This window comes from Coleofasciculus sp. B1-GNL1-01 (assembly GCF_040220235.1).
Taxonomy (GTDB): Bacteria; Cyanobacteriota; Cyanobacteriia; order Cyanobacteriales; family Coleofasciculaceae; genus Coleofasciculus.
Window position 1 is genome coordinate 25260 of the sequence record NZ_JAVJTO010000135.1, and the last position, 26855, is coordinate 52114.

Below are 26855 nucleotides of genomic sequence, written 5' to 3' on the forward strand. Positions count from 1 at the left end.
ACCCTGGGGAGAAGTCAAAGCCTCTCTCCTTGCAGGAGAGAGGTTTTCTAGATCCCGTGAAAAGTACGCTCAAGGAACGGGAAACACGACGAAATAAATTGACCGGATGGTGCATTAGGGGCATCGTAGGAAATAGTTTATATAAAGAAATTGGCTTCCAATTGGACAGATAAGATGGTATATTCGCCAATTTACTACCAATTTTCGATTTTAACTCGACATCAGAGTCGCCTTTAGGAGGAACAACGACCTTGGCTGACACTCCAATTCGCTTATTGATTGCTGCCAGTGGCACAGGAGGACATTTATTTCCGGCGCTGGCGTTAGCTCAACAGTTACCAGAGTACCAAATTGAGTGGCTGGGCGTGCCGAACCGGGTAGAACAATCGGTAATTCCCCAACATTATCCCCTGCACACGATTCTGGTTGAAGGCTTTCAGAAACCCTTGGGGCTAAATACAGTGCGCGTTTTTGGACGCCTTGTGGGTTCCATCCGACAGGTTCAGCGACTGATCCAAACTCGGCAATTCGATGCTCTGTTTACCACAGGCGGTTATATTGCTGGACCTGCGATCGTCGCGGCACGGTTACAGGGATTGCCTGTCATTTTACACGAATCCAACGCTATTCCCGGAAAAGTTACGCGCTGGCTGAGTCCCTTCTGTGATCAGGTGGCGCTCGGATTTGACGCCGCCTCTAAGTATTTACCCAAAGCCCACACCGTCACCGTGGGGACACCGGTTCGAGGTGATTTCTATAAGCCTCAGCCGTTAGACTTACCGATTCCTGACGATGTACCCTTAATTGTCGTCGTTGGCGGTTCCCAAGGGGCGGTTAGCGTGAATCAACTGGTGCGTCAATGCGCTAAGACTTGGTTTGAAATGGGCGCGTGGATAGTCCATTTAACCGGAGAAAAAGACCCAGACGCTTCTACTTTAAAGCATCCTCAGTATATTGAACTGCCATTTTACAACAACATGGCAGCGCTACTGCAACGGGCGAATTTAGCGATTAGTCGGGCGGGTGCAGGTTCGTTAACCGAATTGGCGATAACAGGCACTCCTGCGATTTTAATTCCGTATCCTTACGCCGCAGAAGATCACCAAAGCTTTAATGCGGCTAGTTTTGCCCAAAAAGGGGCGGCTCTGGTTTTTCCGCAATCTGAACTCACCCCCGAATTACTCGAAAGTAAGGTATCCTATTTGCTCAAATCTCCGGACATTCTCCAGCAAATGGCAGAAAAAGCCGCCTCTTTAGCGGTGACAGATAGTGCAGAACAATTAGCAACGTTGGTGCGTCGGCTGGTGGAGAAAAAATAAGGCTCATTTCCGACAATCGCATCTGCAAAAATAGTCCATGTTGTCGGAAATTGACGTTGAATAAAAGAACGACAAGTACACCAATATAGCGCTTTCCCAGCGTGTGAGGTACACCTAAATATAGGGGCAATGTAGGAGCGCAAAGCTTGCGCCCTTAACAATGTATCGCATCAAACCGGAAATTGCTATAATTATGAAACTCAGACTTTTGACAGTGCTAACCCTTGTGGCAAGTACCAGTTTTGTTGTTCCGGCAAAAGCCCAAGACACCCAACCTGTTCAATCATTCTCAGCCGTTCAACTCTCCCAAGAACAGGTTAATCGTGAGCAACTATTAGAAGCTTGTGCCAAAAACCGCGCTGATTCGTTACCCAATCCGTTTACAGATGTATCGCCGACTCACTGGGCGTACAAAGCGGTGTTGAGTATGTATTATTGTGGTGCTTATCGTGGCTCAATTCCCCCCGAACAAGTTAAGCCGTTGTTAGGTGAGTAGAGTCGATTCACAGTTTATTGCTTGCATACAACACATTGTGCGAATATACTCATAGTGTTCATTGGGGAGTTGCAGGTAGTACAAATGGCAAAAGCGGTAAAATATGAGCAAATTTTGCTTTTCTCTTTCGACTCTGACAAAGATAGCTATTATTTGACCTTTAAGAAGCTTTACTACCATCTCTATTCCAATAGCTCATCTAGTCGGGCTGAACGTATCATTGAGGACATATCAAAAATTCTTCTTTGTAAACTACTAATTGACAAAGGAAACGTTGCCAATATATTAGATAGTTATATGGAGGGTAAAGGTACAGCGAACGAGTTGCTTTTACCAGAACTTCGGAATAACTACCCATCCGCTATTGATGAGTCTGACAGATTTAGTCTGGGAGATTCCTCAATCAAAAGCAGTTTAAAAGTTTTATCAGATATTAATTTAGTTGAGTCGCCTTCCTATATTATTGGTGAGGCTTTTCAAGCCCTTATCGGACCAAAACTGAGAGGAGACAAAGGGCAGTTTTTTACTCCTAGAAGCTTAGTGAAAACAATGGTAAGCATTGCCGACCCGAAGCCATATAGTAAAGTTGTCGATCCGGCTTGTGGCACGGGTAGCTTCCTATCAGAAACTTACAATTATTGGATCGAGACTACAGGTGAAACACTCTTGCCAGATAATCACTATTCGTTAGTTGGTCTAGATAAGGATAAAGATATCTCAAGACTTGCAACAGCTACTCTAGAAATTATTGCACCCAATAACTACTCAGTATTTACAACGGATTCACTTGACATAAATCATTTAATTGCTTCTGGATTTAGCTCTAAAATATTTGATGCAGATGTAGTTTTAACAAATCCTCCATTTGGGGCAAAAATTGGAGTCACTAGAGAAAGTATTCTGGAACAATATGATCTGGGTCATCACTGGTACTTTTCATCTACTGAGAATTGTTGGATTAAAAGTGACAAAGTTCGTAAAAATCAAGATCCACAAATTTTGTTCATTGAATTATGTGTAAAAATCCTTAAGCCAGGTGGAGTTTTAGGAATCGTATTACCCGAAGGGGTTTTCGGTAACAAGCAAACTGGATACATTTGGGATTATCTTCATCAAGAGGGCATGATCACAGCTCTTCTGGACTGCCCTCGTACAACATTTCAACCAGGGACAGATACAAAAACTAATGTTCTTTTTTTTCAAAAATTTAATAATAAATCTAAGAATAAAAATAGATATCCTATTAAAGTTCCTATTGCAGTCGCTTTACATTGCGGTCATGATCGTCGAGGACGGGTAACCCTAGAAAATGGACAAAAATATCCCGACGATTTTAGTGCCATTGCTCACGAATTCAAGGATAACAATAGTTCTAAATATTGGTCAAATTGTGAAATTTATAATCCCTATTATTGGGTACCAAGATTTTATGATGCTTCTTTAAGTAAAAGTATTAAAAAAAAAGCTTTTGAGATGCATGCTGATTTGGCATCCTTTGATGAGCTTATTAAAAGTGGCTATATTGCTATTAGGAAAGGGCATGAAGTCGGCTCTCAAGCCTATGGGACTGGCAACATTCCCTTTATTAGAACGTCTGACATTGCGAATTGGGAAGTCTCTGTAGATCCGACTAACGCTGTTAGCGAGGAAATTTTTAACAAATACGCTAAGTACCAAAAACTTAAAACGGGTGACATATTACTGGTTGTAGACGGAAGATACAGAATTGGACGTACAGCAATTCTTCATTCCAATAACATCAAAAGTGTTGTTCAAAGTCACTTTAAAATTATTACAGTTACGACTCAAGCTCCCTTTAACAGTTATGAACTACTGTATATCCTTAACATGCCTTTGATACTTCAGCAAATGAGGAGTTTAACCTTTATTCAATCAACGCTGGGAAGCATTGGAAAAAGATTAGGGCAGTTGCAAATATTCATTCCAACTCAAACAGAGGAGTGGATCACTGAGATCAGCAATTTTGAGCGTCTCCTTTCAGCTAGGGCATCTATATTGTCTGAACTTCAAAAATTCCACACACCCGAACCAGAACTATAAGCACCTAGCTCTATCTAAAATGCCTTCAATCCAAGCGTAGAATTCATCCAAAGTCTTAGCTCCCTGAGCAATATTACATTCTCTATGGGCAAAACCTACATTATCGGCATTGTGAACTCTTGGATTTTTGTGGCATGTTTCTATCGCAGCTTTCCCTCTTTGTGCTGTTGAGAATAAATTAAATGAAATAGGCAGTAGGCAAACTTCACACTTAGTCGAACCTGGAGTCATTTCTTTAAAAAGTTTTTCTAAATATCTTTGTATGTCATCTGGAGGCGTGGGAGAATCGGGCATTTGATAAACTAGCCATGTTAATTTCATGGCAACCTGCATACAATCCTCATAAGTGGCTGCTTTTTCTCTCAGTTTAGCCACAATACCCGGTCTAAGTTTGCTCATGTCTAACTCATAGTTCAGTAATTCTTCATCAGATAGGAGCATAGCCCAGCGTAAAATCCTATTTGGTCCAGCATCATCGCTTGCCCATGATGCACCTGTTGTATTAGTTGAATCACGCTTAATTTTCTCAGCAATTTTTTTGGATCTTTTTTGAAGGTCTTTCAAATAGGGATATTCTAAGCACTTTCCATCATGTCCTTTTTCACGATGACAGCGATGATTAGCAATTGGCGCAAACCTAGATCGGCTATTAAGTGATTTCAAACAGAACTCAATCATATCTAGAGGTTTACGAATTCATCCAATGAACCCATCAGAGAACTGGGCTTGATTTGCAAAGCCTCGCAGAGCTTGATTATATTTTCTAAGGAAACATTTCGTTCACCTCTTTCAATACTTCCAACGTAAGTTCGATGCATACCCGCTAACTCGGCTAGCTGCTCCTGTGAAAACCCTAAGTCTTCACGCCTAGCCCTCACAGCAGCACCAAACTTTTCGCGAAGTGTCATCATTAACTCTGCTAAGGATTGCTTACGCTAATAATCGGGTGGTGATGACTAAGAGTCTACAGACTATAAGTCGCGCTTGAGGGTGTGCAATTCACTGGTTATTGTCCATTAAACAGTTAAATGTCATCCCTTAAACATTTAGTGTCATGTCTGAAATCCTTGCTACACTTTGATTGTGCCAAGACAATAATTGCTTAAGCTGGCGACAAATAGCTCTTTAATGAAGAATATAAGAAGCGGGCAGCGAGAATCGAACTCGCATCATCAGCTTGGAAGGCTGAGGTTTTACCACTAAACTATGCCCGCAGGCGCTCATAACTTTTCTAGTATAAACCACGATAGCACAAGTTTGGCAAGTTTTCGCCAAAATTATCGGCTCAATTTCCCTGGGGATCAATTTCTAGGGTCAGGGAGTATGACCCGTACACGGGTTTACCCGCCATATAGGTTGGAGAAAAACTCCAATCGGCAATAATCTGGTTAGCGAGTTTCGTGGCTTGCTCTGGACGGAGTGTCCCTTGTTGCACTTGTGTCTTATCGGGTATAACCTCAGCTTTTATAACCTCAGCTTTGCCCCTATCATTGATCAAAACGATAACCTTGAGAACCACAGGTTGATCCAGAGTCATCTCTAAGGACGTGAGTTCATCCACTGAGAGGGGTTGACTCTCTTGCTGGATTTCAGCAAGTCGATCGCCCGGATTGTTTTGCGGGTTGATAATAGAACCACCACCACTGCTGACAATCCTGAGTCCATTAATAGAAGCAATGAAGCCCCCCCTCGACTGATTGTCCGGTGACGTGGGTTCTGTGGGTTCTTCTGGCGATGGGATAGGAGATGGACTCGGGGTAGTCGGGTTGGGGGGTTCCTCTGATGACTGAGGAGGTGGGGTTTCTCCCATCCCTTCCAAGGTTGTAGACGTTGGCGACGGGGTTGGGGTTGGGTTCGGTGAGTTGGGTGGGGAAACCCTTGTGGGTGAAGGCTGAGGGGTTTCCTGAGTGGTGTTTGCGATCGCCTGAGTCGGGCGATTTGTCTGTGGTGCTGATTCTTGTTGACTCTCAGGACTCGGCGCTGGCGTTTTTCGGGATACTGGAGAAGGTGGAGGTTGAGTCGCTGGAGTTGGCATGGTAGCATTCGAGGCGATCGCAATCATCTCAACCGGAATCAGTCGTTGACTCAACCGCCAATCCTGAAAGCGCCCCAATAGCGACAGACGCAGCAACCCCAAGCCAACTAAATGAATCGCTACAGAACTTAGAATAACGGTTCTCCATAGCGCTGGAGGATCAGCGTGACGGCGTTGGGGTATCTGAGGTTGGTTTAGCGTGGGTTGTGTCATTACAATCAGGTTGGGATGCTTTAATTCCATACTGCCAAAGAGCCACTGAGCATCTGGATTAATTCTTAGCGTTCTTTTTGCGATCGCCCAATGACAGTCGTTACCGATGAATACTTATCGCTTGTCTAGGTTCAAGATTATTATTATTGCCAGTGTTCTCCTATTCGGACTAATCCTCAGTGGGTGGAGAATTACCTTACCCACCGCCGCAGCCGAATCGGACACTATCTATCATTATCGACTGGTTCACAGCGCTGATGGGATTGGTAAATTTTATCTGGGTCGAGAGATTGCCAAAGTCATGGGACACACCGAAGCACTCTGGTTAGAACGCCCCAGCCGTCAGACGAAAGAACAGCCACAGCAGGTGATTGAGGCGTTGAACCTAAAACCCACAGATATTGTGGCAGATATTGGTGCAGGTACAGGTTATTTTAGTTTTCGCATCAGTCCTCGTGTTCCTCAGGGTAAGGTATTGGCGGTGGATATTCAGCCGGAGATGCTGGATATGATCGAATTCCTGAAAACCGAGAACAATGTGACCAATGTTGAGCCAATCTTGGGGAGTACCACTGATCCTAATTTACCCGAAGAAACCGTTGACTTAGCCTTGATGGTCGATGCTTATCATGAATTTGCTTATCCTAGAGAAATGATGAGTGGAATTGTGCGATCGCTTAAACCCGGTGGACGAGTCGTACTGGTGGAATATCGCCGGGAGAATCCCTTGATTCCGATTAAAGCACTACATAAAATGACTCAGAGACAAGCGCGTAAAGAAATGAATGCGGTGGGGTTGCAGTGGCTGGAAACGAAAGAGTTCTTACCCCAGCAGCATTTGATGCTATTCCAGAAGCCTAACTCTGATCAAGATAACCAACGCCAATTATAGCGATTCCATTCATAAATCCCTTGAATCTCATATTCCATGCCATTATCGAAGCGCACGACACAATTCCATCCCGAACCATCACTATCCATACCCTGAGAAATCTGCACTACTGTACAAGGAAACCACTCCCGACTACAGGGTCCATTGTCCTGCACCCATTCCCAGAGTCCATTAGACACTTCGATGCGATCGCCGATTTTTAGTTTTAATCCTTCTGTGGGGTTCTGTGCGTCCAAATACTGCGCCAGATGCACCCGCTTGACCCGATTTAGCCATTGGGGTCCATAGCGATCGCGAATAAACTGGACAGATGAAGACTCGCGATTATGCAGCCAGTCGTTGAGGAGTTGGATTTTCCAGGAATAGCCAGTCCGTTCCCGTTCCGTGACAAATTGCAAAAACCGCGATCGCTCATCTGGCGTCAGGTCATCCAGAGGATTAACCGTTGTCTGATCTCCTATTGCCGAAGACTGTAAGGATTGACCCATAATCGCATCCATCAACACCCGCCGTAAAATTTGTTTTTGCGGGTCTGTCAGGGGACATAAAACCGCTTCACATTGGATAAAGGCGAGTTGCAAGACGGCTTCAATCTCGGCTGGATTCATAACAGGCTCAATCAGCAGACTGGCTTATAGCTGGTGATAGCGTGCAGCATAATAATTGTATGATAATCTCTCAGGAGACAATTCAGCCGCCTAATTAGGACTTGCTGCACAAATCGGAAATCCTTATCTATCAAGGATTGCGCCATTATTGATATTAAGGTTTAAATGCCGAACAGCTTATTTCGGCGGACATGATATGAAAAGCTTGCACTTATAGGGAGACGAAAAGCACTACTGTTTCCTTCATCTCCCCCTCACCCTCTCACCCCTTCTCCCCAAGACTTATTCAGCAGACCCTAATTAAGGACAGTTTGCGGCTGGATTCGCGCTATGCTGAGGGATGGAATGATTGAATACGATAATTATTACTATTGGTTATGCGAGTTCAAGGTTGGTTCACTACCATTACAGTTGCTGGTCTGTTTTGGCTGATCAGTTGGGTCATTGCCCCTGCTGCATTTGCCTTCGTTCAGGTAGAACTGTCTGACCTGTCTTACCACGAATGTTCCTCCAAGTTTTCCGAAGGGTTGGTCACACCCGGTTCCATCCAAGCCGCCGATTGCTACATCATTACAGGTAAAGCCATCAATAAGTCAGGCAAACCCGTGATCAATGCTGACATTTTTGGTCGGATTTATGATGCCAATCATAATCCTGTCTTTCAAAATCGTACCCGGCTGGGTGCCATTGATGAAGTCCCACCGGGCGTTAGTGATTTTGAAGTGCGAATTACGGTGTCGGCTAATCAACCAACCCCCTTGCAGCTTGAACAATTCAAAGCCTCCGGTTTTACGGGCAAAGTCCGCCGTTAGCATTGGGTTGACTCCCAATTCGTCGTTGACCCAGCCCTAGCCTAGATGCTGACAATCAATTGAGCGACAACTTGCAGGGCAATAATCGCCAGCAGAGGGGATAAGTCCAGACCTCCAATCGGCGGAATAAAGGAGCGGAAAATATTCAGGTAAGGGTCAGTAATTGGGCTGAGGAACCCAGCAATCTGGTTCATCCATTCAACCGTGGGGAACCAGGTTAACAGAATGCGGACAAATATCAGCAGTAGATAGATATTGAGGAAATTGTAGAGGCTTTCGGTTACCAGTGCTGTCGGCATAAATTGAAATGTTTCCTTACTAAATTTTGCGGGCGGATATGATAGTGCCTTTCTAGTCAGTTTAACGGATATCACTTCATTCCGGCTCAGGAATCGATAGAACCTTCCCTATCGGTGAGTTCCGTACTCCCACTCCCATTCACTGGACCCAATTGCTGGCGCACATCATCGATCGCTGTATTAAGCTGGGCAATTTTATCCTCTAAACTGCGACGCGCCGCTTCAATGCTCTCCTCAGAGTTGAGTTGAGATTTTTTGCCTTTCATGGCTTTCTTCTCCGAGAGGCGGGATTTGAGTAAAGACGGATCGGCTTCTTCATCACTACTACTGCGTTGTCCGGCTAGTATGGCTCCGATAACGCCACCGACTACGCCCCCGATGGCGATTCCCGCCAGAAGTCCGCCTGTAAAACCATCGCGCTGACTCATTTTTCCTTTCGTACCCTTGAAAAAAACGCAACTGCTTTTCCAGATTAACGGTTGGCTGATGCAGATGCCTACATCTTCGTCTTATGTCCTTTGTCATTTGTCAGGGAATAGGCAATAGGCAATAGTAGAGACGTAGCATGCTACATCTACCCCATCTCCCCCATCTCCCCCATCTCCCTCATCTCCCTCATCTTCCCTATCTTCCCCAGCTTCCCTATCTTCCCCACCTTCCCCAGCTCCCCTATCTCTTGCCATCATGTACCAAAAGCGCGATCGCCTGCATCTCCTAATCCGGGTACGATAAATCCTTGCTGGCTTAATTCTTCGTCAATTGTGGCGGTGTAGATGGTTAAGGTGGGATAATTTCCCCCTAACTTTTGCAAGGCGGGTGGAGCCGCAACCACGCTGATAATCCGGATCAAGGCTGGATCAGCACCTCGCTGGGTCAGTTGGGCGATCGCGGACATCATTGTACCCCCTGTGGCAAGCATGGGTTCGGTAATTAAGATACGTGTACCCGGATCAAATTGTTGGGGCAATTTATTTAAATAACACTTTGCTTCTAACGTTCCTTCATCGCGCACCATGCCTAGATGGTAAATGGATGCCAAGGGCAATAAGGTTTGCGCCCCTTCTAATAGGGCTAATCCCGCCCGTAAAATCGGCACGACGACTAAAGGAGTCTCTGGATTCACCATTGTGGCTGGACAAGGGGCTAGGGGCGTCTGAACCATTAAATCTTCCGTCGGTAGCCAGTCTCGAATCGCTTCGTAGGTGAGCCAGCGCCCTAATTCCGTCATCGCACTTTTGAATAAAGGGGAAGGTGTCGCCGCATCACGGGCAACGCCAAGCCAGTGCTTGATGAGGGGATGAGGGGGAACATAGACACGTAATTGGGGAGCCATAGCGAATTAATCGATAACGACGAAGCAATACCTAAACTGAATCATGATAATGCTTTTTTTTCCCGACTGCCGAGATGGTATCCGGGCTAAACGCTGCATTTGCCCGTTTATTGCCAATTGTTTTCATTAGTGTTGACATTAATTTTCAACAAGGATATAGTAGTCCTCAGTGTTCTCCTCTCATTAAGGATTGGTCGGTGGGACGGGCAAGCGGTAGCAGCCTGAACCACCCTCTTTTTTTTTGGGAGTGCGGAGGGGTGGGGAAGATGAGGGAGATGGGAGTTGTAGGGGTTTGGTCTCCAAACCCCATTTCTTATGTAGGGGGAGATGGGAGTTGTAGGGGTTTGGTCTCCAAACCCCATTTCTTATGTAGGGGAAGATGGGGGAGATGGGGAAGAAAAATTTAAATGAGAGCTTATCCGACCAGTATTGTGTAGCATGGTACGTCTGGCATGACACGTCTGGAAGGGAGAATAGAGAAAAGTTAAACTCGAATTTGTAAAAGACCTCTCTCGTCTGAATCATTCATGGCTATTGCTTCTCAATCTCCTTCGTCCACTAATCACGCTCCGAACGAAACCTCTGTATTTGATGTCATCGTCATTGGTTCTGGTATTGGCGGACTCGTGACGGCGACTCAGCTAGCCGCCAAAGGTGCCAAGGTGCTGGTACTGGAACGTTATCTGATTCCCGGTGGTAGTGCTGGCTACTTTGAACGCGAGGGCTATCGATTCGATGTTGGCGCCTCGATGATTTTTGGTTTTGGTACTGAAGGAACCACGAATCTATTGACCAAAGCCTTAGATGCGGTAAATGTTGGTGTGGAAACAATTCCCGATGAGGTTCAGATTCACTATCATTTACCGGAAGGATTAGACCTGAAAGTTCATCGAGACTATGAGAAATTCTTACACGAATTAACAGAACGTTTTCCCCACGAACGGCGGGGAATTCGGCAATTTTATGATGAATGCTGGAAGGTATTTAATTGCCTTAACGCCATGGAATTGCTGTCTCTAGAAGAACCTCGCTATCTGATGCGGGTGTTTTTTCAGCATCCTTTAGCCTGTTTAGGATTAGTCAAATATTTGCCCCAGAATGCGGGAGATATTGCCCGTCGCTACATTCATGACCCCCAGTTACTCCAGTTTATTGATATGGAATGTTATTGTTGGTCAGTCGTACCTGCGGATAAGACACCGATGATTAATGCGGGAATGGTGTTTTCCGACCGCCATTATGGAGGAATTAATTATCCTAAAGGAGGTGTGGGTGAAATTGCCCAGAAATTAGTTGAGGGATTGGAGAAAGCTGGGGGACAAATTCGCTATTCCGCCAGAGTCAGCGAAATTTTAACCGAACAGGGTAAAGCTGTGGGGGTGCGGTTAGCCACGGGGGAAGAGTATCGGGCAAAGCGGGTAGTGTCTAATGCAACGCGCTGGGATACGTTTGAGAAATTACTGCCCTCAGAACAGATGCCTGCCAGTGAGGAAAAATGGCAGCAACGATATCAGAAATCACCCAGTTTTTTGAGTTTGCATTTAGGGGTTGAAGAAAATGTTTTTCCGCCCGGAACAGAATGTCACCATATTTTATTGGAAGAATGGGACAAGATGGAAGAGGCTGAGGGGACGATTTTTGTGTCGATTCCCACATTACTTGACCCGGACTTAGCCCCGGAAGGCTATCATATTATGCATACCTTTACGCCCAGTTGGATGGAGAATTGGCAGGGATTATCGGCGAAGGAGTATGAGGATAAAAAGGAAGAAGCGGCTGGGCGAATTATTGAACGATTAGAGGCTATTTTTCCGGGATTAGATGCGGGATTGGATTATATGGAAGTCGGAACCGCCCGCAGTCATCGACGGTTTTTGGGACGTGAGGATGGCACCTATGGACCCATTCCGCGCCGCAAGTTAAGGGGGTTATTGGGAATGCCGTTTAATCGGACAGCGATTCCGGGATTATATTGTGTGGGGGATAGTACGTTTCCGGGACAAGGGTTGAATGCGGTGGCATTTTCTGGGTTTGCTTGCGCCCATCGGGTGGCGGTAGATTTGGGTTTGTAAGCTCAGATTTTGCCCCATTTTCAACCATCAAGTTGTAGGGTGCGTTAGCGAAAGCGTAACGCACCATTACTGAACTTTGGTAAGTTAAGCTGTCATGCATTTAAATTGGGAATGGGTAGCGAGCAAGATGCAAAGCCTGCGGCATGGCTTCGCTTAACGCACTACGAGGATGAGAGCCATTATTGACACTAAGATTTAAATGCCGAACATTGATTCAAAATCAGCCTTTTTTGTAAAATTTAAAAGTGATGATGAGCTTTAACTTATACCAAACCTCACTTGTTGTACTTGAGTTTCATACCATATATGATGCTATTAATTTTAATTGTTGGCATATTTTGGCGTTCCTATAAAGTCATAATATATTTTCTTTTCTGACACCTTGCACTGGGGAATTCCATTCAGTTTCGGATAATTCACAGGAGTCAAAGTGTATTGCACAACAATTTTTTGTTATTTTTTGAAATATTTTTTTGTGTCTACTTTTGTTGAGTAGACTGAGAGCAAGAATATCTCCTCCTTTTCCTGATCCAGTTATTTTAAATCCTAGGTAAGATGTTAGCTGATATTCGCGTAGTTGTTCTTCCATAGATAAAAATTTAAGCTGGTTAATCAAAGATTCTATCGTCGGGTGAGAAAGACCCATTCCACAAAGTAAAGCTTGATAGGAATTCATAAAGCTAGGAACAGAAGACCAGTCAGAGAGAATTGAGTTGAATGTCGAAATACTGATGTTACCAAGTGATTCTGACAACATCTCAAAATAAGCGCGGGACATTTGCTCAGATTTATCACCATCAAATTGAGTATTTAAGTAAACTTTTTCTATAATTTCATATCTGTGTATCGCTAGAGATCTTTGAACTTCCCCTACCTTAAAGGTTTTGTCAAATATATTACACACATGAGCCACTCTTTCTGTTGATTCTTTAACATAAGAACGTACCTCTCTTGTCAAAACAGCTTCTGTTCGACTTGGAACACCAGAATAAAGAATAGTGACATTATAAGGAGGAGGTTCAGGATAGTCAGGTAAACCTTCTAGACATTCCCCTGGGTCAAAAACAAACCTTTTAATTTTGGATAGGAGCCGAAAACCTTGTTCTGATTGACTGATACTTACTGAACTCCATCCATCCAAATGTTTATGGGATAAGTATGATCGCTTAGAAATGCTATAAAGTATAGGATGTCTGCCTAGCCTTCCATTAAATGAAACTGCTGCACCTGCACCACTTGAGCAGCCTCCATGGAAACAGTTTTCTATAGCCCAAGCTAATAGCATTGCTACTTCTTGATTTTCTTGATCTAGTAATTCAAAATAAACCTTGAATTTTTCTATATCCATGAATTCATAAAACAAAGCTTTTGCTATGCAAGCTGAAAAAGCACCACTTGAGTTTAAACCAACAGCCACAGGAAAACTACTAAGAACATTAACTCTAAACCCTATACCATCAAATTCACTTTTCAAGAAAGGTTTGATGATTGATAAAAATAGAGACGTTAACGCTTGCTTGTGATATTCAATTGAGCAACTACCGTAAGCTTGTATTAATTCTGTATTCAGAATGTTCATCTCCTCTTTTGGGTCAGGGCATTTAAAGTCATCAATAAAGATTCCTTCTATTTGATGACTTGGCTCTAATTTAATGTAGAGCCTTAGTGGCAACGGTAAATAGACAGCAGGGTGTCCGAATACAACTGAGTGTTCACCACTTATAAAAGCACAGGCAGGAGAACTGTATAATAAATCAGCATTGGCAGCCCAAGTGACTAAAAATTCATCAAACCGAGATCTTCGTTTAAAAGTATATATCTTAGGGTTGGTAAAAACTTCTGATAGTTCATCTACTGTGACTTGAAGACATCGAGCTATTTTTTTTAAGTTTTCCAGACCGGTTGAATGCAATTTACCGCTGGCAAGCCTGCTTATTGTTGATAAATCAACTCCTGATTCATTTGCAAGCTTATTGCGACTATATCCTTTTTGCTCAAACAATTCTCGAAATGCCCTTCCTGATTCTTTAGTCATTCTAAAACTCCTGTATTGTTACCATGTTGTAAATTTGCATAAAAGGGGTTGCAAATTTGCAATCTTTTCATTGCTTAGGGAAACCAGCTATAAATGTGGTGTAAGCTTAAAACGCTTTTAACTTTCAATACCACATTCAACATATACCTACAGTGAGGTAAGTAAAATGAGTAATGCATATAACGAAGGCTATAACCGTGGGCTCAAAGGTGAAGGATCTTCCGGAGACTTGCTTACCAGTATTGGTGATTGCGCCGCCGCAAATGGATCTTCCAAAAAACGTGAGGAAGGTTATAAGGCTGGTCGTCGCGATCGCGCCTTTATTGACGCTCAGAACAAAGGTAAAAAGTAGTGTCACACTTTCTTTGAGCCTTAACTGACTCTTGATGAGGGCAAGTTAGTTTTTAGGAAAGCCAACTTGCCCTCATCGTTTACGTGTTAACTACATAGACTTTTAAATGTAGCTATCTTGGATTGTCTATGAATAGCTGTTACTAGCGTAATTGGCTTGAAATACTTCCCTAGATCTTCTCAAATTATTTTCCGTTTGCCAACCCTCATAAGTAAAGTTTAGGGGGTTTTTAAATTAAACTAAAAAATAAAAATGTGACAAAAGGTAATATTTTGTAGCTAAAAAGGTAAAAAATGTGGCAAAATGGGGGCTAAGATAGACAAAACAACAACCTTATTGATCAGCTATGGGGATTCAGGAAGCGTTGCAGTAGACCGATCGCCTGCTTTTAACGACTACGGGAAAACACTTAGATACACTGCAACGCGCTATCTTAGAGGGAGCATGGCAAGGTAAAGGATATAAGGAAATCGCTGAAGAATACCACTGTACGAACGATCATGTCAGGAAATCAGCGTCCGACTTATGGAAACTGCTGTCAGAATTGCTGGAAGAAGACGTAAAAAAGAAGAATGTGCGATCGCTCATCGAAAACCGAATATTCTCTTATTACGAAGAGTCAGTACATATTGGCAATAACATAAATAATGTCTGTAGCGATTTATACAACGAGCCAAAAAACTCAACCAACCGATCGCCCACTAGCAACGAGTCAGACACCTTACCCCGCCACGATCTCAGCCAAGCCCCCGAATACGATCGCCTCTACAACCGTCACGACGAACTCACCACCCTAAAACACTGGATACTCAGCGAACACAGCCGCATCATCACCCTCACCGGATTATCAGGAATTGGCAAAACCGCCCTCGCCAGACAACTCGTCGAACAGATAAAAGACCACTTTACTCACATCCTCTGGTGCAACCATCGCAAATTCCCCAACCTAGAAACCCTGAAAAACCACATCCGCCAGTTTCTCGCCGCAACCTCCACCCCGAACGCATCACTCCTAGACCATCTGAGACATCACCGTTGCTTGCTCATCCTAGACAACCTGCAAGAGGCTCTAACCCCCGGTGAATTTGTCGGAACCTACCGTCGAGACTATCAAGGCTATGGTCAACTCATTCATGAACTCGGGACATTCTCTCACCAAAGTTGTATTCTGCTGCTGAGTTGGGAACACCCCCTCGAAATCGCTGCCTTAGAAAGCGAAACCCGCCACTGTAAAACCCTTCCCGTTCAGGGGTCTCCTCAACTCGCCACCCAAATCCTCCGCGATCGCCAACTCAAAGACCCGAATACCTGGCCAGAACTCACTCAGCTTTATAACAACAATCCCTTGTGGCTAAACCTTACCGCTTCAACAATTCTCGATTTATTCAACGGTAGCGTTCAGCAATTCCTCTCCTATCCCACTCTCTTTTTAGGAGACTTAGAAGCCGTCCTCAAGCTCCATTACCAACGCCTTGGGAACGCCGAAAAAACCCTGTTGCACTGGTTAGCCAACCAAGACTCCCCCGTCAACCTCAACCAAAAACCCCCCAATCTACTCTCAGATCGAGAGTTTCTCAAAGCCATCCAATCTCTCAAACGACGCAGTTTATTAGAATCCTCATCCAATTTAAGCCTACAGCCCGTCATTCGACAATACATCCGCAGTAACTATTCAGGTGGGGAAAGCTTGACAAACGAGCCAAGAGCCGTAGCGTAGAATTATGGACTTTAAGCCAAGCCGCTTCAATTCCATTAACAATAGTTTCAGAGTTAGGAAATCCTGATTCAACGGTTTCCGAGTAAACCGCTTGGCGAATGACTATCTCAGTAAACAGGGATTTTAATCTAAGTGGTTAATACTTGCAAAGTTAATCAAAGGCGTAGCATTACAAATGACTTTAACCATCCCACAATCCTGATTGAATCGCTTCGATATCCTCTGCTAAATCATCTTTGTCGTATTGCCGAACAATATGATTTTCTCCCAACAGTTTTTGAAATTCCCACACGGAATAATTCAACAATCGACGGGCTTGACTAAAGGTAAATATCTGGTTTTCATAAAGTTGCATGGCAATTTGTTCCAAAACTGCCGTCTCACCTTGCTCAATTAATTCGATGGGAATTTGTATATTAATTGCTTGCATCTACCATCACCTCATCATTTCAAAAGACATCCATTAATCACTCTCGCGATCTCCACCGGATAAGCTGTTCGGCATTTAAACCATAATGTCAAGAATTGCGAGATCCTTGTAGTGCGAGCATCTTGCTCGCTACTATAGCGCTTCGCGCTGGTCTAGTTACATCGAAATGAGTTATGAAGACTCAGAGTAATGGATTTGGCGGTATAATAATACAGAAACACAAGAATTGTTAGACCTATTAATTTTGTCGGAGTGAATTTTTCATTCCTTCCTAATGCTCTCAGTCAGGATCTGCGGAATGTAAGTTATAAGGCGATCGCCGTAAAATCAATTTTAATCAGGCTCTTGGGCAAGAGCTAAGATACGCTGATAAAGCTGGGGGCTGACGCGAAAACCAGCCTCGTTGATCAGGGCATCCATAACAGGTTGAACCTGGGGGATGAGGCTTCTTTGTTTGGCAACCAGCAGAATGCCCAGAATACCAATGATAGACAGCCCTAACCGCAGAGCTTCTTGCCGTCCCAAGCGTTCATCAATCAGTAGATCATCCGCTTGTAGCTCCAGTGCCAAGGCGATCGCATTCGCTTCTCCAGCATCCAATCCTCGTTCTTGTTGCAGTTGGTTGGCAAGTTGGGAGTGGGTGAGGGATTGGGTTTGAATCCAGCCGACTTGGAGAATGGCTGGAATGATGGGATTGCTGGCGGCGGCTAGTTCCCTAGCCACAATGTCAGGAATAATCACCCTTTGATAAATCGCTTCTAGCAACCAAAGATGATTAACAATGGCAAGATTGGAAACAGCAGAGGTATCGCTGACAACAATCATAGCCAGCCGCGATCGCGCAGGTGCTGAACATCCTGTTCAAAATCTGCTACATCGTAGTGAACACAGATGCCACGCTCTGCCAGCAGCTTTTGAAAGTCCATAATATCCATCGCCGCAATTGTGCTGGCACGGCTGAGAGAAACCCGCTCTTGCTCAAATAGGGCGACAGCAATTTCCCTAAGCCAGTCCTTCTGATTAAAGGTTTCAGTTTGGCTAAGGCTATCCGGTAGATTCAGAGTAATTTGCATCGGCTCACTCTCCCACGCTGACATTGATTTTCTGGGTCAATTTCAGGATTAGCCAGAGTTTCCCGGCTCGCGCTCCTGACTCAATTATAATCCCGCCGCCGTAAACGCTGACCAATACTACAGTCACAAAATGATTCACCTGTTATAAAGACTCAGAGTAATGGATTTGGCGGTACAATATAATTTTTGCTACAGTCCTTTTCAAGAGGGTGTAGTACGGAATATTCATTATGAATGATTCAAATTTATCAACAGTAGCTCATCAAATCCCTATTCCTCATGGTATAACCATTTCCGGTGAATTTCTAAAAAAACTATGTCAACACTGGCAAATCGTAGAGCTTTCTCTCTTTGGCTCAATCTTGAGAGAAGACTTTAATGTCGATAGCGACATTGATGTATTAGTGAAATTTTCAGAACAAGCCAGAATTACATTTTTCGATCTCGATCTTATTGAGCAACAACTGAGCCAACTGTTTCACCGCCCCGTTGATGTCGTCACCAAATCAGCAATTCAACAAAGCCATAACCCTATACGTCGCCAGAATATTTTAGACAACTCTAAAGTGATTTATGAACAGAGATAAAGAGGTTTTACTGGATTTGATTAGAGCCAGTCGCTTAATTGTGGAATTCTGCGAAACCTTGGACTATCAAACCTTTGCCGAAGACTTAAAAACTCAATCCTCTGTCCTCTATCAAATCGTCATAATTGGCGAGGCTGTGAACCGCCTATCGCCAGCATTCACCCAGGCTCATCCAAAAATTCCTATTAACGCAATTCGAGGAATGCGTAACCGAGTTGTGCATGAGTACAAAGAAGTTGATATTAAAATTCTGTGGGAAGTCATTCAAATCAACATTCCCCAACTCCTCCAGCAAATTCAAACCAGCCTCGCAGAAATGAAAGAGTAGGCTATAAACCTTAATCGGGGCGGGTTTAGTCCCATCTGGGTACAACCGAAAAGATAGTAGTAAAACCCGCCCCTACACAATTACCATTTTCCAATCTCCCCCTAAAAATTTAGCTTCCTTCGTTACGCCATATATCGTAAAAACTAAGGGCATTACTTAGGATTCAAGCCGTCATACCACCATCTACATTCAGCGTTGCCCCAGTAATGTTTCCCGCCTTGGAACTAGCCAGAAATGTAACCAATTCTGCCACCTCCTGGGGTGTACCATAGCGCCTGATCGCTGTCATGGCACTAATGGTGTTCACCACGGAAGGATCGGTGGGTTTCATATCCGTATCAATTGGACCCGGTTGAACCGTATTCACGGTAATCCCTTTAGCCCCTAAATCCCTTGCCCAGCCCCGACTCATCGCCGCTACAGCGCCCTTACTCATGGTATAAAGCGACCTTCTGGGAAAGGGTATCATATCCCCATACATACTGCCAATATTAATAATTCGACCGCCCTCACCCATAACCTTTACCGCTTCACACACAGCCGCGAATACGGAACGGACATTGATTTGTATAATCCGGTCAAAATCTTCAAGTGTGGTTTCAGTTACCAATTTTGAATCAACAATCCCAGCATTATTAACCAGAATATCTAACCCACCCAATTGACGAATCATTTCCTTGACGGCGGCGGCGACATTTTCCGCCTGTATCGCATCAGCTTGCAACGCTATACTATTAACGCCATACTGCTTAATTTCCGTCACCACCTGCTTTGCCATCTCGACGGATGCACGGTAAGTAATTGCCACATCAGCCCCCTCCGATGCCAATTGTTTCGCGATCGCAGCACCTATACCTCGGCTACCCCCTGTTACCAATGCTTTCTTTCCCTTAAGATCAGCCATCTAAATTCTCTTTGTCTCCTTTAAATAGAACAGGCTTGGAATCGAAACGTTATCCTCCCAGAGAACCACCAAGTCTGCCAAGATGAGCGTGCGATCGCGCTGTGCATGGTGCTATTATGTGATCGCTCCCTTCGGAGTGATTGTGTCTAGCGTAGATGATCTACTGTTATGCGATCGCGTTTCTCCTACACAACAAGGATTTCTGCAAATTATTCAACAAGCGTCAGGTGAAGCCGATTATACCTATCGTTCTCTTGGCTACGCTTCCAGTTGTCAATTATTCAACTAGAAATAGGACATAATGCATGAATGACTCACAGGGAACACCAGGCTAATTAACAAATCAATCGAGAATATGGCGGCAAAAGACCTTTTTCACCAAGCAGTCAGACGCGGGTTAGAGAAAGACGAGTGGATGATTACCGACGATCCACTGGAACTGGAATGGGAAGAGGTCAAGGTTAAAATTGATTTGGCAGCCGAGCGGTTGATTGCAGCACAGCGAGGTGGAGAAAAGATTGCTGTTGAAATTAAAAGCTTTATCGGAACTTCATTAATCAGTGATTTCCATACCGCTTTGGGTCAATTCCTCAACTATAAAATTATGCTGGATGTTAAGGAACCTGACCGCTTGCTCTACCTGGCAGTTCCCCTAGAAACTTATGAAACCTTTTTTCAAAGTCAATTTGCTCAAGTAGCCGTAGATCGCTATCAACTCAAACTCATTATTTACGAACCTGTAACTGAGGAGATTGTGCAATGGAGAAGCTAGAACATTATCGCTCCTGTATTCAAACTATTTTAGAAAAACACAGCCAGTATAAATCCCGTGACCAAGATGTAGAAAGCCAGCTATTTTTTGATTCGGTGCGAGATCATTATCAACTCATGCGAGTGGGTTGGAACGGCTTAAAGCGAGTCTATCACACTGTCATACATTTTGATATTAAAGACGGCAAGATTTGGCTACAGCAAAACACAACTGACATCGATGTGGGTCAAGAATTGCAGGAAATGGACATCCCTAAAGAAGACATTATATTAGGGTTACATCCGCCCTACAAACGCCCTTATACTGGGTATGGCGTTGCTTAGGCTTGAACAGACCTCAGAGAAAGCCAAAGCGCAAAATCCCCCAGTCACCTAAGACAGGGGGAAATTTTTGCGAATTATTGCAGGTTCACCGGAACGCCGTCTTGCCTCAGCTTATGACCTGGAAAACCAGGTGGGCATCGTGGACACTCGTTTTAAGTTTCCGGGTTCATGCCCGGTCTACTGCCACAAGGTCTCTCGATTCCCTTTTACATACAAACAAAGATCAAAAAACACTATTGGCAGTCACCAACGTTCCAGTGGAACCTGTACCCCTATTTTAACGATTTATTTCCAGATGTCTACTGTCCCGTATCGCCGCCTTCTACAGGGCGCATGGCGTGCGCCATGAAACAGTCTGCTGTTCATGTCTAATCATGGGCTGTCGCTCTAAGCTAAACTGATGAGTGTCATCGATCGCAAATTATGTATGATGTTCGGGGTTATGGTCAGATGGTGTACAGCGAACCCCATTCCTATCTTGTAAAACTGGGGTTATTCCACTGGAACAGTTGGCGCGAGAAGCATCCTGATGTTACTCCCATGCTGGAGGGTGCTAACCTAAATTTATTGGATTTGAGTGGGTTTAACCTGAGAGGGGCGAACATTCAAGGGGCGAACCTCTTTGGCACGGATTTGCTTGAAGCCGACTTGACCGATGCCAATTTGAGAAAAGCTGATTTTACAGGCGCAGATTTTAGAAATGCGCTTTTAAGCGGCGCTGATTTATCTGAAGCCCGATTGATTAGAACTCAAGCGTTAGGTACAAACTTTGAGAGAGCCATATTTACAGGCGTTTGCTTAGAAGATTGGAATATTGATAGTACAACCAACTTAACTGGAGTGATCTGCGACTATGTTTATCTTAAATCCAGATATTCTCCTAAAAGTAAACGATATGTACTGCAAGAACGCCGTCCTCATAGTGGTACATTTGAGCCGGGTGAGTTTACAAAGCTTTTCCAAAAAACGCTGGAAACCGTTGAGTTGATTTTCCGCAAGGGGATTGATTGGCAGGCTTTTTTGGTTGCTTTTCAAGAGTTGGAGAAGGAAAACGATAATTTTCCGGTTTCTATTCAAGCGATTGAAACGAAGCATCGAGGTACTGTCGTTATCCACCTCAACGTTCTTCCAGAGCAGGATAAGGCAAAAATTGAGCAATCGTTTAAGCAGCGCTATAAACAGGAACTTCAACGCATTGAGGCAGATTATCTAGAAGCGTTAGGTGTTAGAGTTCAGTCAGAGGATTTAATCACCAAATATCGCCAACGAAATGCTGATTTTAAGGCGATGATTCAGATTATGGCTCAAGCTCAAAGTGACTTTGTTTTAAAGGGGATTTCCCAATTAGAATGATTTATTTTCGGTAAAGCCCGCCCCTAAACACTCACGCCCCATGCCCTCGAAGCTCGTGAATGGTCAAGACTTTAACCGTACCACAGGGTTTCTATTTTTTGTGCGATCGCCTGGGGGTTCTTCCCTGAACTAGAATCCAGGAGAACGGTGACATGACCGAGTTTGCGCCCTGGGCGCGATTGTTTTTTCCTATACCAATGCACATAAGTTTGTGGCTGACTGGCGAGTTTTTGCCGTTTTTCAAGGTAATCATTTTGGGAATATTCGTAACCCAATAGATTAACCATGACGGCTCCTTTACACTTAAGTGTTGGTTTTGTCAAGGATAATCCGGCAACTGCCCGTAAATGCATTTCAAACTGCGAAGTTTCACAAGCATCGAGACTAAAATGTCCAGAATTGTGGGTACGAGGGGAGACTTCGTTGACATATAGCCGATTATTGGCGGTGAGAAAGAGTTCAATCCCAAACACGCCCACAGCTTGTAGACTATTGAGTAAGGTACGTGCGATCGCGTTAATCTCTTGTTCTGTCTCTGGACTAATCGGGGCGGGAATAATCACCCGACGGCACACTTGATTTTCCTGCTGGGTTTCGACAACCGGGTAAACTACTACCTCACCGCTTACAGAACGAGCCGCGATGACAGCTAATTCTCGTTCAAAGGGTATAAATTCCTCGACGAGTAGAGGTGTATCGGCAACTTTTTGCCAGAGTTCCTGGAAACTCTCTCTATCCTTAAAAATAAACGTGCCTTGACCATCATAGCCGTGGCGTCGCGCTTTGAGAACCAGGGGAAATGTCAGTGTATCAGGGTTGAGGGGTGTCTCTAGTAAGTTAAAAGCAGGTTGGGGTAAGCCAATGTCACATAAATAGCAACGTTGGTGATATTTATCGAGTAGGGGGGCTAAGGCGTCTAGGCGGGGGCGAAAACAGACACCTTGGTTTGCCAAGGGAAACAACGCATCCAAATTAATAAATTCATTCTCAAATGTGATCACATCACAATGGGCAGCTAACTTTGCAGTTGCGGCGGCATCATCAATCGGGGCAAAGATGGTATCGGAGGCAACACTAACGGCTGGATCAGTAGGCTGGGGTGTTTGAATCACCAAATCCAAACCCAATGATTTAGCCCCACCTCCCATCATCCAAGCCAGTTGTCCACCACCGATTACCCCTACTCGTTTCACAGTCTTAGCCATCAATAGGTTTGAGTCACTCGTTTGCCATGGTAGCGGATTTTGGTGTCAACGTTTTAGGACTTAGGCGCAGATCCTGCTTAGGGTAGCAGGGCTAATTCATTGAAGGAAAGCTGTATGTATGAATTCAACCAAGCCAAATTAGTAAATGATTAAGCCGCAAGTTATTAAGTGCTTTATTATAGTCAAACCCATCCCGACTATCCGAAAAACTGAAAACTCTAATCACCAACCATGAGCCAACCCACACCCGATCAACTGCAAATCTTCCTTGATATCGCCACAGAAGCCGCCATGGCAGCCGGGGCAATCTTGCAAACCTACTGGGGTAAACTAGATGTCGTAGAAGAGAAAGGGCGTCCAGGTGATTTAGTCACCGTTGCAGATAAAGAAGCAGAAGCCGTCATTTTAAAAGTCTTAAGGCGTCATGTCCCCCATCATGCTATTTTGGCAGAAGAATCGGGTCAAGGGGGAGATCAACAGAGTAAATACCGGTGGGCAATTGATCCCCTCGACGGCACCACCAATTATGCTCATCAATACCCCATTGCCTCTACATCAGTGGGATTACTCATTGACGAAATCCCGCAAGTGGGAGTCATCTATAATCCCTTTCGCCATGAACTCTTTCGCGCCGCTAAGGGATTAGGGGCGACTTGCAACCGCCGTCCCATTCACGTCTCTAACACATCGACTTTCCATCAAAGCTTACTGGTAACTGGCTTTGCCTATGACCGTCGCGAAACCCCAGATAATAACTATGCCGAGTTTTGTCACCTAACTCACCTCACCCAAGGCGTTCGCCGCAGTGGTTCAGCCTCACTGGATTTGGCAGATGTGGCTTGTGGACGCTTAGATGGTTATTGGGAACGGGGAATTTCGCCCTGGGATATTACGGCTGGTGTAGTATTAGTGCAAGAGGCAGGTGGCACAGTCACCGCTTATGATGGTAGCCCTCTCGTCCTAAAATCGGGACGAATTCTCGCCACCAATGGTCAAATTCATGACCAACTCAGCCAGGAACTTTTACAGACACCACCCCTGTCCAGTTGGAATTGAGATCGTCATTTGTCATTCGTCTTATGTCATTCGTCTTATGTCATTTGTCATACTCAAGGGAGCGAGAAGTAAGCTACGTCATTTACTTTCCCATCTTCCCTATCTCCCCCTGCTTCCCCTGCTTCCCCTGCTTCCCCTGCTCCCTCAGCTGCCCTTAACCGAACAGTCTTGAGATGCACCCGATCTTAGGAACTGTATTTTCTACAATAGCTATGAGGATGTCAAGGGGGTCTCTCATCTCTAAGACAGACTATAAAACTATTCTTTCGTCACAGCAATTGGACAGCACCCTATGGCTTTTGAAATTGAACGCGGACTTTTTAAGTATGATTTCACGGATTATCATGCCATTCTAGGCGTTCCCGTCGATGCGGATGAGAAGACAGTCCGGAAGCAGTATCTCAAAGTAACTCGCCGTCTCCACCCTGACAGCAGCAAATTCAAAACAGATGAGGAAAAACAGCAAGCCAATGAACTGTTAACCAAACTCGTCAATCCTGCCAAGGAACAACTGTTTCGCGGCAGTCGCGACTATAAGATTAGTTTAGGACACATGGGCAAGCGTTTAGCCGCAGAAGGAGGAAAAATTTCTATTTATAGTGATGTGGCTAAACAATTGGCAAAAGCTGGTGCAAATGCCGATTCTGTTTATCGAAACTCCTTGAAATCGCTAGCCTCTAAGCAATACGAATCTCTTGATCGAGTTACGGACGTTACTGGCGAAATCAGTGAACTCAACTTAGTTTACTTGATGCTGAAAGGAAAAACCTCCAAATCCGGCATCGGCAAAACCTCTCCAGGAACAGCAGTTTCCAAAACAGCAGGACCGGGTAAGGCGGTTAAGAAAACCCAAGCTGGTGCCGCTACCAATGATGCCTCAACCAAGGGAGGTGGAACTCAAGAAGGCTCAAAAGTTGCTGCTTATATCAGCCGTGCCGACAGCTACATGCAGAAAAACAATTTTGCGGGTGCTGTTTTAGAATTACGAGAAGCCCTCAAATTAGAGCAAACCAATAGCAAATGTCATGGCTTATTAGGGTTAGCTTATTTAAAGCAAAATCAAGTGTCCATGGCTAAGGTACACATTAATAAAGCCTTGCAATTAAATCCGCAGGAAGAGAACGCCTTGAAAGGGAAACAATATATCGACAAATTAACCCAGAAATCGGGTTCAGGCAAAAAGTCGAAAGAGCAATCGGGTGGCGGAGGTTTATTTGGAGGATTGTTTGGCGGCAAGAAAAAGTAAGGGAATCAGGGACAAAGGGTCAACTGCTGCGTCCCCTTGTGGGCGCAGCTTGTAACTAATGTATAGCATCACCTTGCTCAGGGAAAATGTACCCTTGCTTCCCCAGTTCCCCCAGCTTCCCCCGCTCCCCCTCACCACAACACTTATTCAGCAGCCCCTAAGTATTCAACCGGACATGAGATAACTTGCAAAAAGGATCGTTGGCGGTAGATGATAGGAGAGGAATCCACCCTGTAGGTGGTTAGCAGAATGAATGAATGAATAATCTAGAGTTTTACGATTATAAGCCGCACCTAAGCAGCTTACGTGAGGAGATATTCAAGGGTTTGACTCAACCCCAAAAAGCGATCGCGCCCAAGTTCTTTTATGATAAACGGGGTTCGGAACTGTTTGATCAGATCTGTGAGGTGGAGGAATACTATCCCACCCGTACAGAAATTTATCTGTTAAAAACCTATTGCGCTGACATTGCCCAACTCGTAGGTCAAGATTGCTTACTGATCGAGTATGGTAGTGGTAATAGTACCAAAGTCCGCTTACTGTTAGATGCCTTGCCGCACCTAGCTGGGTATATGCCCATTGATATCTCTCAAGAACACATGCTGCAAGCGTCAGCAGAACTAGCACAATGTTATCCTGACTTGGATGTGATCGCCGTTTGTGCAGATTATACCCAAGATTTTCAACTGCCACCCTACAGCAAAAAACCTGTTAATCACAAGCTAATTTTCTTTCCGGGTTCCACGATTGGCAATCTCGATCCCCAAGAAGCCATCCATCTTCTGAAACAGTCGTGTCGTCTTTTGGATAAAGGTGATGCCATGTTAATTGGTGTCGATTTGAAAAAAGACCCAGCTATTTTAAATGCTGCCTATAATGATGCCCAGGGAGTCACTGCGGAATTTAATCTCAACCTGCTAGAGCGGATTAATCAGGAGTTAAACGCTAATTTTGATTTATCCCACTTTCGCCACTGGGCTTTTTATAATCCAGATAAAAGCCGCATTGAGATGCACTTAGTCAGTCTCAAGGAACAAAGCGTCGTTATCGATAACACACCGTTCCACTTTCGTCAAGATGAAACGATTCACACCGAAAATTCATATAAATACAGCATTGAAGAGTTCCAGGATATGGCAAATTATGCTGGATTCGATGCTCAACAGGTATGGACAGATGCTGATCATCTCTTCAGTCTCCACTACCTAACGATTAGCCATTAGAAATTTTAATTCCCGGTTCCCTAGAAGGGCGGGTTTAGTCAAATTATCGGTTTATGGCAAAATGTGAGCGGTAAAACCCGCCCCTACATCCCTGTTCCCTATTCCCTGTTC

General features: G+C 44.5%; 32 protein-coding genes, 1 tRNA gene and 1 other RNA gene. 17 read left to right on the top strand and 17 right to left on the bottom strand.

The genetic code is table 11. The features are described 5' to 3' along the window. The first annotated feature begins 251 nt into the window (after positions 1 to 251). From murG to RID53_RS31505, 3 genes are all read left to right on the top strand, one after another. Complete coding sequence (gene murG, locus RID53_RS31495) at positions 252 to 1319, top strand: undecaprenyldiphospho-muramoylpentapeptide beta-N-acetylglucosaminyltransferase (protein ID WP_446391850.1); 1068 nt, start codon at positions 252 to 254, stop codon at positions 1317 to 1319. A gap of 193 nt (positions 1320 to 1512) precedes the next feature. Continuing rightward, positions 1513 to 1815, top strand: a complete 303-nt coding sequence (locus tag RID53_RS31500; protein WP_446391851.1) for an S-layer protein — start codon at positions 1513 to 1515, stop codon at positions 1813 to 1815. A gap of 84 nt (positions 1816 to 1899) precedes the next feature. Beyond that, positions 1900 to 3876 carry an N-6 DNA methylase gene (locus RID53_RS31505; protein ID WP_446391852.1) on the top strand — a complete coding sequence of 659 codons (1977 nt, stop codon included), beginning with the start codon at positions 1900 to 1902 and terminating at the stop codon, positions 3874 to 3876. On the opposite strand, the gene RID53_RS31510 is transcribed toward RID53_RS31505, so the two are convergent. The 4 genes from RID53_RS31510 to RID53_RS31525 all read right to left on the bottom strand — a co-directional run bounded on the left by RID53_RS31510 (position 3871) and on the right by RID53_RS31525 (position 6154). Further along, positions 3871 to 4554, bottom strand: a complete 684-nt coding sequence (locus RID53_RS31510) for a hypothetical protein (protein WP_446391853.1) — start codon at positions 4552 to 4554, stop codon at positions 3871 to 3873. The two genes, RID53_RS31505 and RID53_RS31510, sit on opposite strands and share 6 nt — an antisense overlap. 2 nt (positions 4555 to 4556) lie before the next feature. Next, a complete protein-coding gene (locus tag RID53_RS31515) occupies positions 4557 to 4787 on the bottom strand; it encodes a helix-turn-helix domain-containing protein (RefSeq protein ID WP_446391854.1) in 231 nt (76 codons plus the stop codon). Between the two features lie 232 nt (positions 4788 to 5019). Next, a tRNA-Gly gene (locus tag RID53_RS31520) sits at positions 5020 to 5090 on the bottom strand. Between the two features lie 71 nt (positions 5091 to 5161). Beyond that, complete coding sequence (locus tag RID53_RS31525; protein WP_446391855.1) at positions 5162 to 6154, bottom strand: hypothetical protein; 993 nt, start codon at positions 6152 to 6154, stop codon at positions 5162 to 5164. Between the two features lie 76 nt (positions 6155 to 6230). On the opposite strand from RID53_RS31525, the gene RID53_RS31530 reads away from it, so the two are divergent. Continuing rightward, entirely contained in the window at positions 6231 to 7016 is a 786-nt protein-coding gene (locus RID53_RS31530; protein ID WP_446391856.1) for a class I SAM-dependent methyltransferase, read from the top strand. Here the strand turns inward: RID53_RS31530 and RID53_RS31535 are convergent. Continuing rightward, a complete protein-coding gene (locus RID53_RS31535; protein WP_446391857.1) occupies positions 6992 to 7624 on the bottom strand; it encodes a hypothetical protein in 633 nt (210 codons plus the stop codon). The two genes, RID53_RS31530 and RID53_RS31535, sit on opposite strands and share 25 nt — an antisense overlap. 377 nt (positions 7625 to 8001) lie before the next feature. Here RID53_RS31535 and RID53_RS31540 point away from each other — a divergent pair, with 377 nt between their 5' ends. Further along, complete coding sequence (locus RID53_RS31540; RefSeq protein WP_446391858.1) at positions 8002 to 8436, top strand: hypothetical protein; 435 nt, start codon at positions 8002 to 8004, stop codon at positions 8434 to 8436. 41 nt (positions 8437 to 8477) lie between these two features. On the opposite strand, the gene RID53_RS31545 is transcribed toward RID53_RS31540, so the two are convergent. From RID53_RS31545 to upp, 4 genes are all read right to left on the bottom strand, one after another. Next, positions 8478 to 8735 (bottom strand): YggT family protein, encoded by a 258-nt coding sequence (locus RID53_RS31545; protein ID WP_446380172.1) that lies wholly within the window; start codon positions 8733 to 8735, stop codon positions 8478 to 8480. Positions 8736 to 8821: 86 nt separating this feature from the next. After that, on the bottom strand, positions 8822 to 9163 hold the full coding sequence (locus RID53_RS31550) for a hypothetical protein (protein ID WP_446391859.1): 342 nt from the start codon (positions 9161 to 9163) through the stop codon (positions 8822 to 8824). A gap of 93 nt (positions 9164 to 9256) precedes the next feature. Next, positions 9257 to 9418 carry a hypothetical protein gene (locus tag RID53_RS31555; RefSeq protein ID WP_446391860.1) on the bottom strand — a complete coding sequence of 54 codons (162 nt, stop codon included), beginning with the start codon at positions 9416 to 9418 and terminating at the stop codon, positions 9257 to 9259. Further along, complete coding sequence (gene upp / locus RID53_RS31560) at positions 9418 to 10068, bottom strand: uracil phosphoribosyltransferase (RefSeq protein ID WP_446391861.1); 651 nt, start codon at positions 10066 to 10068, stop codon at positions 9418 to 9420. The genes RID53_RS31555 and upp overlap by 1 nt, the downstream gene beginning before the upstream one ends. 527 nt (positions 10069 to 10595) lie before the next feature. On the opposite strand from upp, the gene crtH reads away from it, so the two are divergent. Further along, the gene (crtH, locus tag RID53_RS31565) at positions 10596 to 12140 is read left to right on the top strand and encodes a carotenoid isomerase (protein ID WP_446391862.1); all 1545 of its coding nucleotides are present in this window, start codon (positions 10596 to 10598) and stop codon (positions 12138 to 12140) included. A gap of 355 nt (positions 12141 to 12495) precedes the next feature. Here the strand turns inward: crtH and RID53_RS31570 are convergent, their stop codons facing one another. Continuing rightward, positions 12496 to 14175 (bottom strand): helix-turn-helix domain-containing protein, encoded by a 1680-nt coding sequence (locus RID53_RS31570; protein ID WP_446391863.1) that lies wholly within the window; start codon positions 14173 to 14175, stop codon positions 12496 to 12498. A 166-nt stretch (positions 14176 to 14341) separates the two neighbouring features. Here RID53_RS31570 and RID53_RS31575 point away from each other — a divergent pair, with 166 nt between their 5' ends. Together RID53_RS31575 and RID53_RS31580 are read left to right on the top strand one after the other, a co-directional pair. Then, positions 14342 to 14527 (top strand): hypothetical protein, encoded by a 186-nt coding sequence (locus tag RID53_RS31575; RefSeq protein ID WP_446391864.1) that lies wholly within the window; start codon positions 14342 to 14344, stop codon positions 14525 to 14527. Positions 14528 to 14909: 382 nt separating this feature from the next. Further along, positions 14910 to 16244, top strand: coding sequence for an ATP-binding protein (locus tag RID53_RS31580; RefSeq protein ID WP_446391911.1), 1335 nt, complete (start codon positions 14910 to 14912; stop codon positions 16242 to 16244). Positions 16245 to 16425: 181 nt separating this feature from the next. On the opposite strand, the gene RID53_RS31585 is transcribed toward RID53_RS31580, so the two are convergent. From RID53_RS31585 to RID53_RS31600, 4 genes are all read right to left on the bottom strand, one after another. Beyond that, positions 16426 to 16674 (bottom strand): UPF0175 family protein, encoded by a 249-nt coding sequence (locus RID53_RS31585; protein WP_446391865.1) that lies wholly within the window; start codon positions 16672 to 16674, stop codon positions 16426 to 16428. A gap of 333 nt (positions 16675 to 17007) precedes the next feature. Further along, on the bottom strand, positions 17008 to 17499 hold the full coding sequence (locus RID53_RS31590) for a DUF3368 domain-containing protein (protein WP_446370484.1): 492 nt from the start codon (positions 17497 to 17499) through the stop codon (positions 17008 to 17010). Beyond that, complete coding sequence (locus tag RID53_RS31595) at positions 17496 to 17747, bottom strand: UPF0175 family protein (RefSeq protein ID WP_446370573.1); 252 nt, start codon at positions 17745 to 17747, stop codon at positions 17496 to 17498. Before RID53_RS31595 ends, RID53_RS31590 begins: the two co-directional genes overlap by 4 nt. Before the next feature lie 4 nt (positions 17748 to 17751). Continuing rightward, complete coding sequence (locus RID53_RS31600) at positions 17752 to 17874, bottom strand: hypothetical protein (RefSeq protein WP_446391866.1); 123 nt, start codon at positions 17872 to 17874, stop codon at positions 17752 to 17754. 103 nt (positions 17875 to 17977) lie between these two features. On the opposite strand from RID53_RS31600, the gene RID53_RS31605 reads away from it, so the two are divergent. Then, positions 17978 to 18334, top strand: coding sequence for a nucleotidyltransferase family protein (locus RID53_RS31605; protein ID WP_446391867.1), 357 nt, complete (start codon positions 17978 to 17980; stop codon positions 18332 to 18334). After that, complete coding sequence (locus RID53_RS31610; protein WP_446391868.1) at positions 18321 to 18662, top strand: HepT-like ribonuclease domain-containing protein; 342 nt, start codon at positions 18321 to 18323, stop codon at positions 18660 to 18662. Before RID53_RS31605 ends, RID53_RS31610 begins: the two co-directional genes overlap by 14 nt. A gap of 163 nt (positions 18663 to 18825) precedes the next feature. On the opposite strand, the gene RID53_RS31615 is transcribed toward RID53_RS31610, so the two are convergent. After that, complete coding sequence (locus RID53_RS31615) at positions 18826 to 19566, bottom strand: SDR family NAD(P)-dependent oxidoreductase (RefSeq protein ID WP_446391869.1); 741 nt, start codon at positions 19564 to 19566, stop codon at positions 18826 to 18828. A gap of 82 nt (positions 19567 to 19648) precedes the next feature. Between RID53_RS31615 and RID53_RS31620 the strand changes: the two genes are divergently transcribed. The 3 genes from RID53_RS31620 (at position 19649) to RID53_RS31630 (ending at position 20661) form a co-directional block, all read left to right on the top strand. After that, the gene (locus tag RID53_RS31620; RefSeq protein WP_446391870.1) at positions 19649 to 19855 is read left to right on the top strand and encodes a hypothetical protein; all 207 of its coding nucleotides are present in this window, start codon (positions 19649 to 19651) and stop codon (positions 19853 to 19855) included. 66 nt (positions 19856 to 19921) lie between these two features. Next, positions 19922 to 20338 carry a XisH family protein gene (locus RID53_RS31625; RefSeq protein WP_446391871.1) on the top strand — a complete coding sequence of 139 codons (417 nt, stop codon included), beginning with the start codon at positions 19922 to 19924 and terminating at the stop codon, positions 20336 to 20338. Then, positions 20326 to 20661: an element excision factor XisI family protein gene (locus tag RID53_RS31630; RefSeq protein ID WP_446391872.1), complete on the top strand. Its 336-nt coding sequence runs from the start codon at positions 20326 to 20328 to the stop codon at positions 20659 to 20661. The genes RID53_RS31625 and RID53_RS31630 overlap by 13 nt, the downstream gene beginning before the upstream one ends. An 81-nt stretch (positions 20662 to 20742) precedes the next feature. Here the strand turns inward: RID53_RS31630 and ssrS are convergent. Then, a non-coding RNA gene (gene ssrS / locus RID53_RS31635) (6S RNA) lies at positions 20743 to 20925 on the bottom strand. A gap of 159 nt (positions 20926 to 21084) precedes the next feature. On the opposite strand from ssrS, the gene RID53_RS31640 reads away from it, so the two are divergent. Next, positions 21085 to 22014 carry a pentapeptide repeat-containing protein gene (locus RID53_RS31640; protein WP_446391873.1) on the top strand — a complete coding sequence of 310 codons (930 nt, stop codon included), beginning with the start codon at positions 21085 to 21087 and terminating at the stop codon, positions 22012 to 22014. Between the two features lie 71 nt (positions 22015 to 22085). Here RID53_RS31640 and RID53_RS31645 read toward each other — a convergent pair whose 3' ends face one another. Next, on the bottom strand, positions 22086 to 23219 hold the full coding sequence (locus tag RID53_RS31645; protein ID WP_446391874.1) for a 5-(carboxyamino)imidazole ribonucleotide synthase: 1134 nt from the start codon (positions 23217 to 23219) through the stop codon (positions 22086 to 22088). A 231-nt stretch (positions 23220 to 23450) separates the two neighbouring features. Between RID53_RS31645 and RID53_RS31650 the strand changes: the two genes are divergently transcribed. The 3 genes from RID53_RS31650 to egtD all read left to right on the top strand — a co-directional run bounded on the left by RID53_RS31650 (position 23451) and on the right by egtD (position 26744). Next, on the top strand, positions 23451 to 24275 hold the full coding sequence (locus tag RID53_RS31650; protein WP_446391875.1) for an inositol monophosphatase family protein: 825 nt from the start codon (positions 23451 to 23453) through the stop codon (positions 24273 to 24275). Positions 24276 to 24567: 292 nt separating this feature from the next. Then, positions 24568 to 25521 carry a J domain-containing protein gene (locus RID53_RS31655; protein ID WP_446391876.1) on the top strand — a complete coding sequence of 318 codons (954 nt, stop codon included), beginning with the start codon at positions 24568 to 24570 and terminating at the stop codon, positions 25519 to 25521. A gap of 257 nt (positions 25522 to 25778) precedes the next feature. Next, entirely contained in the window at positions 25779 to 26744 is a 966-nt protein-coding gene (gene egtD / locus RID53_RS31660; RefSeq protein ID WP_446391877.1) for an L-histidine N(alpha)-methyltransferase, read from the top strand. Positions 26745 to 26855: the final 111 nt, after the last annotated feature.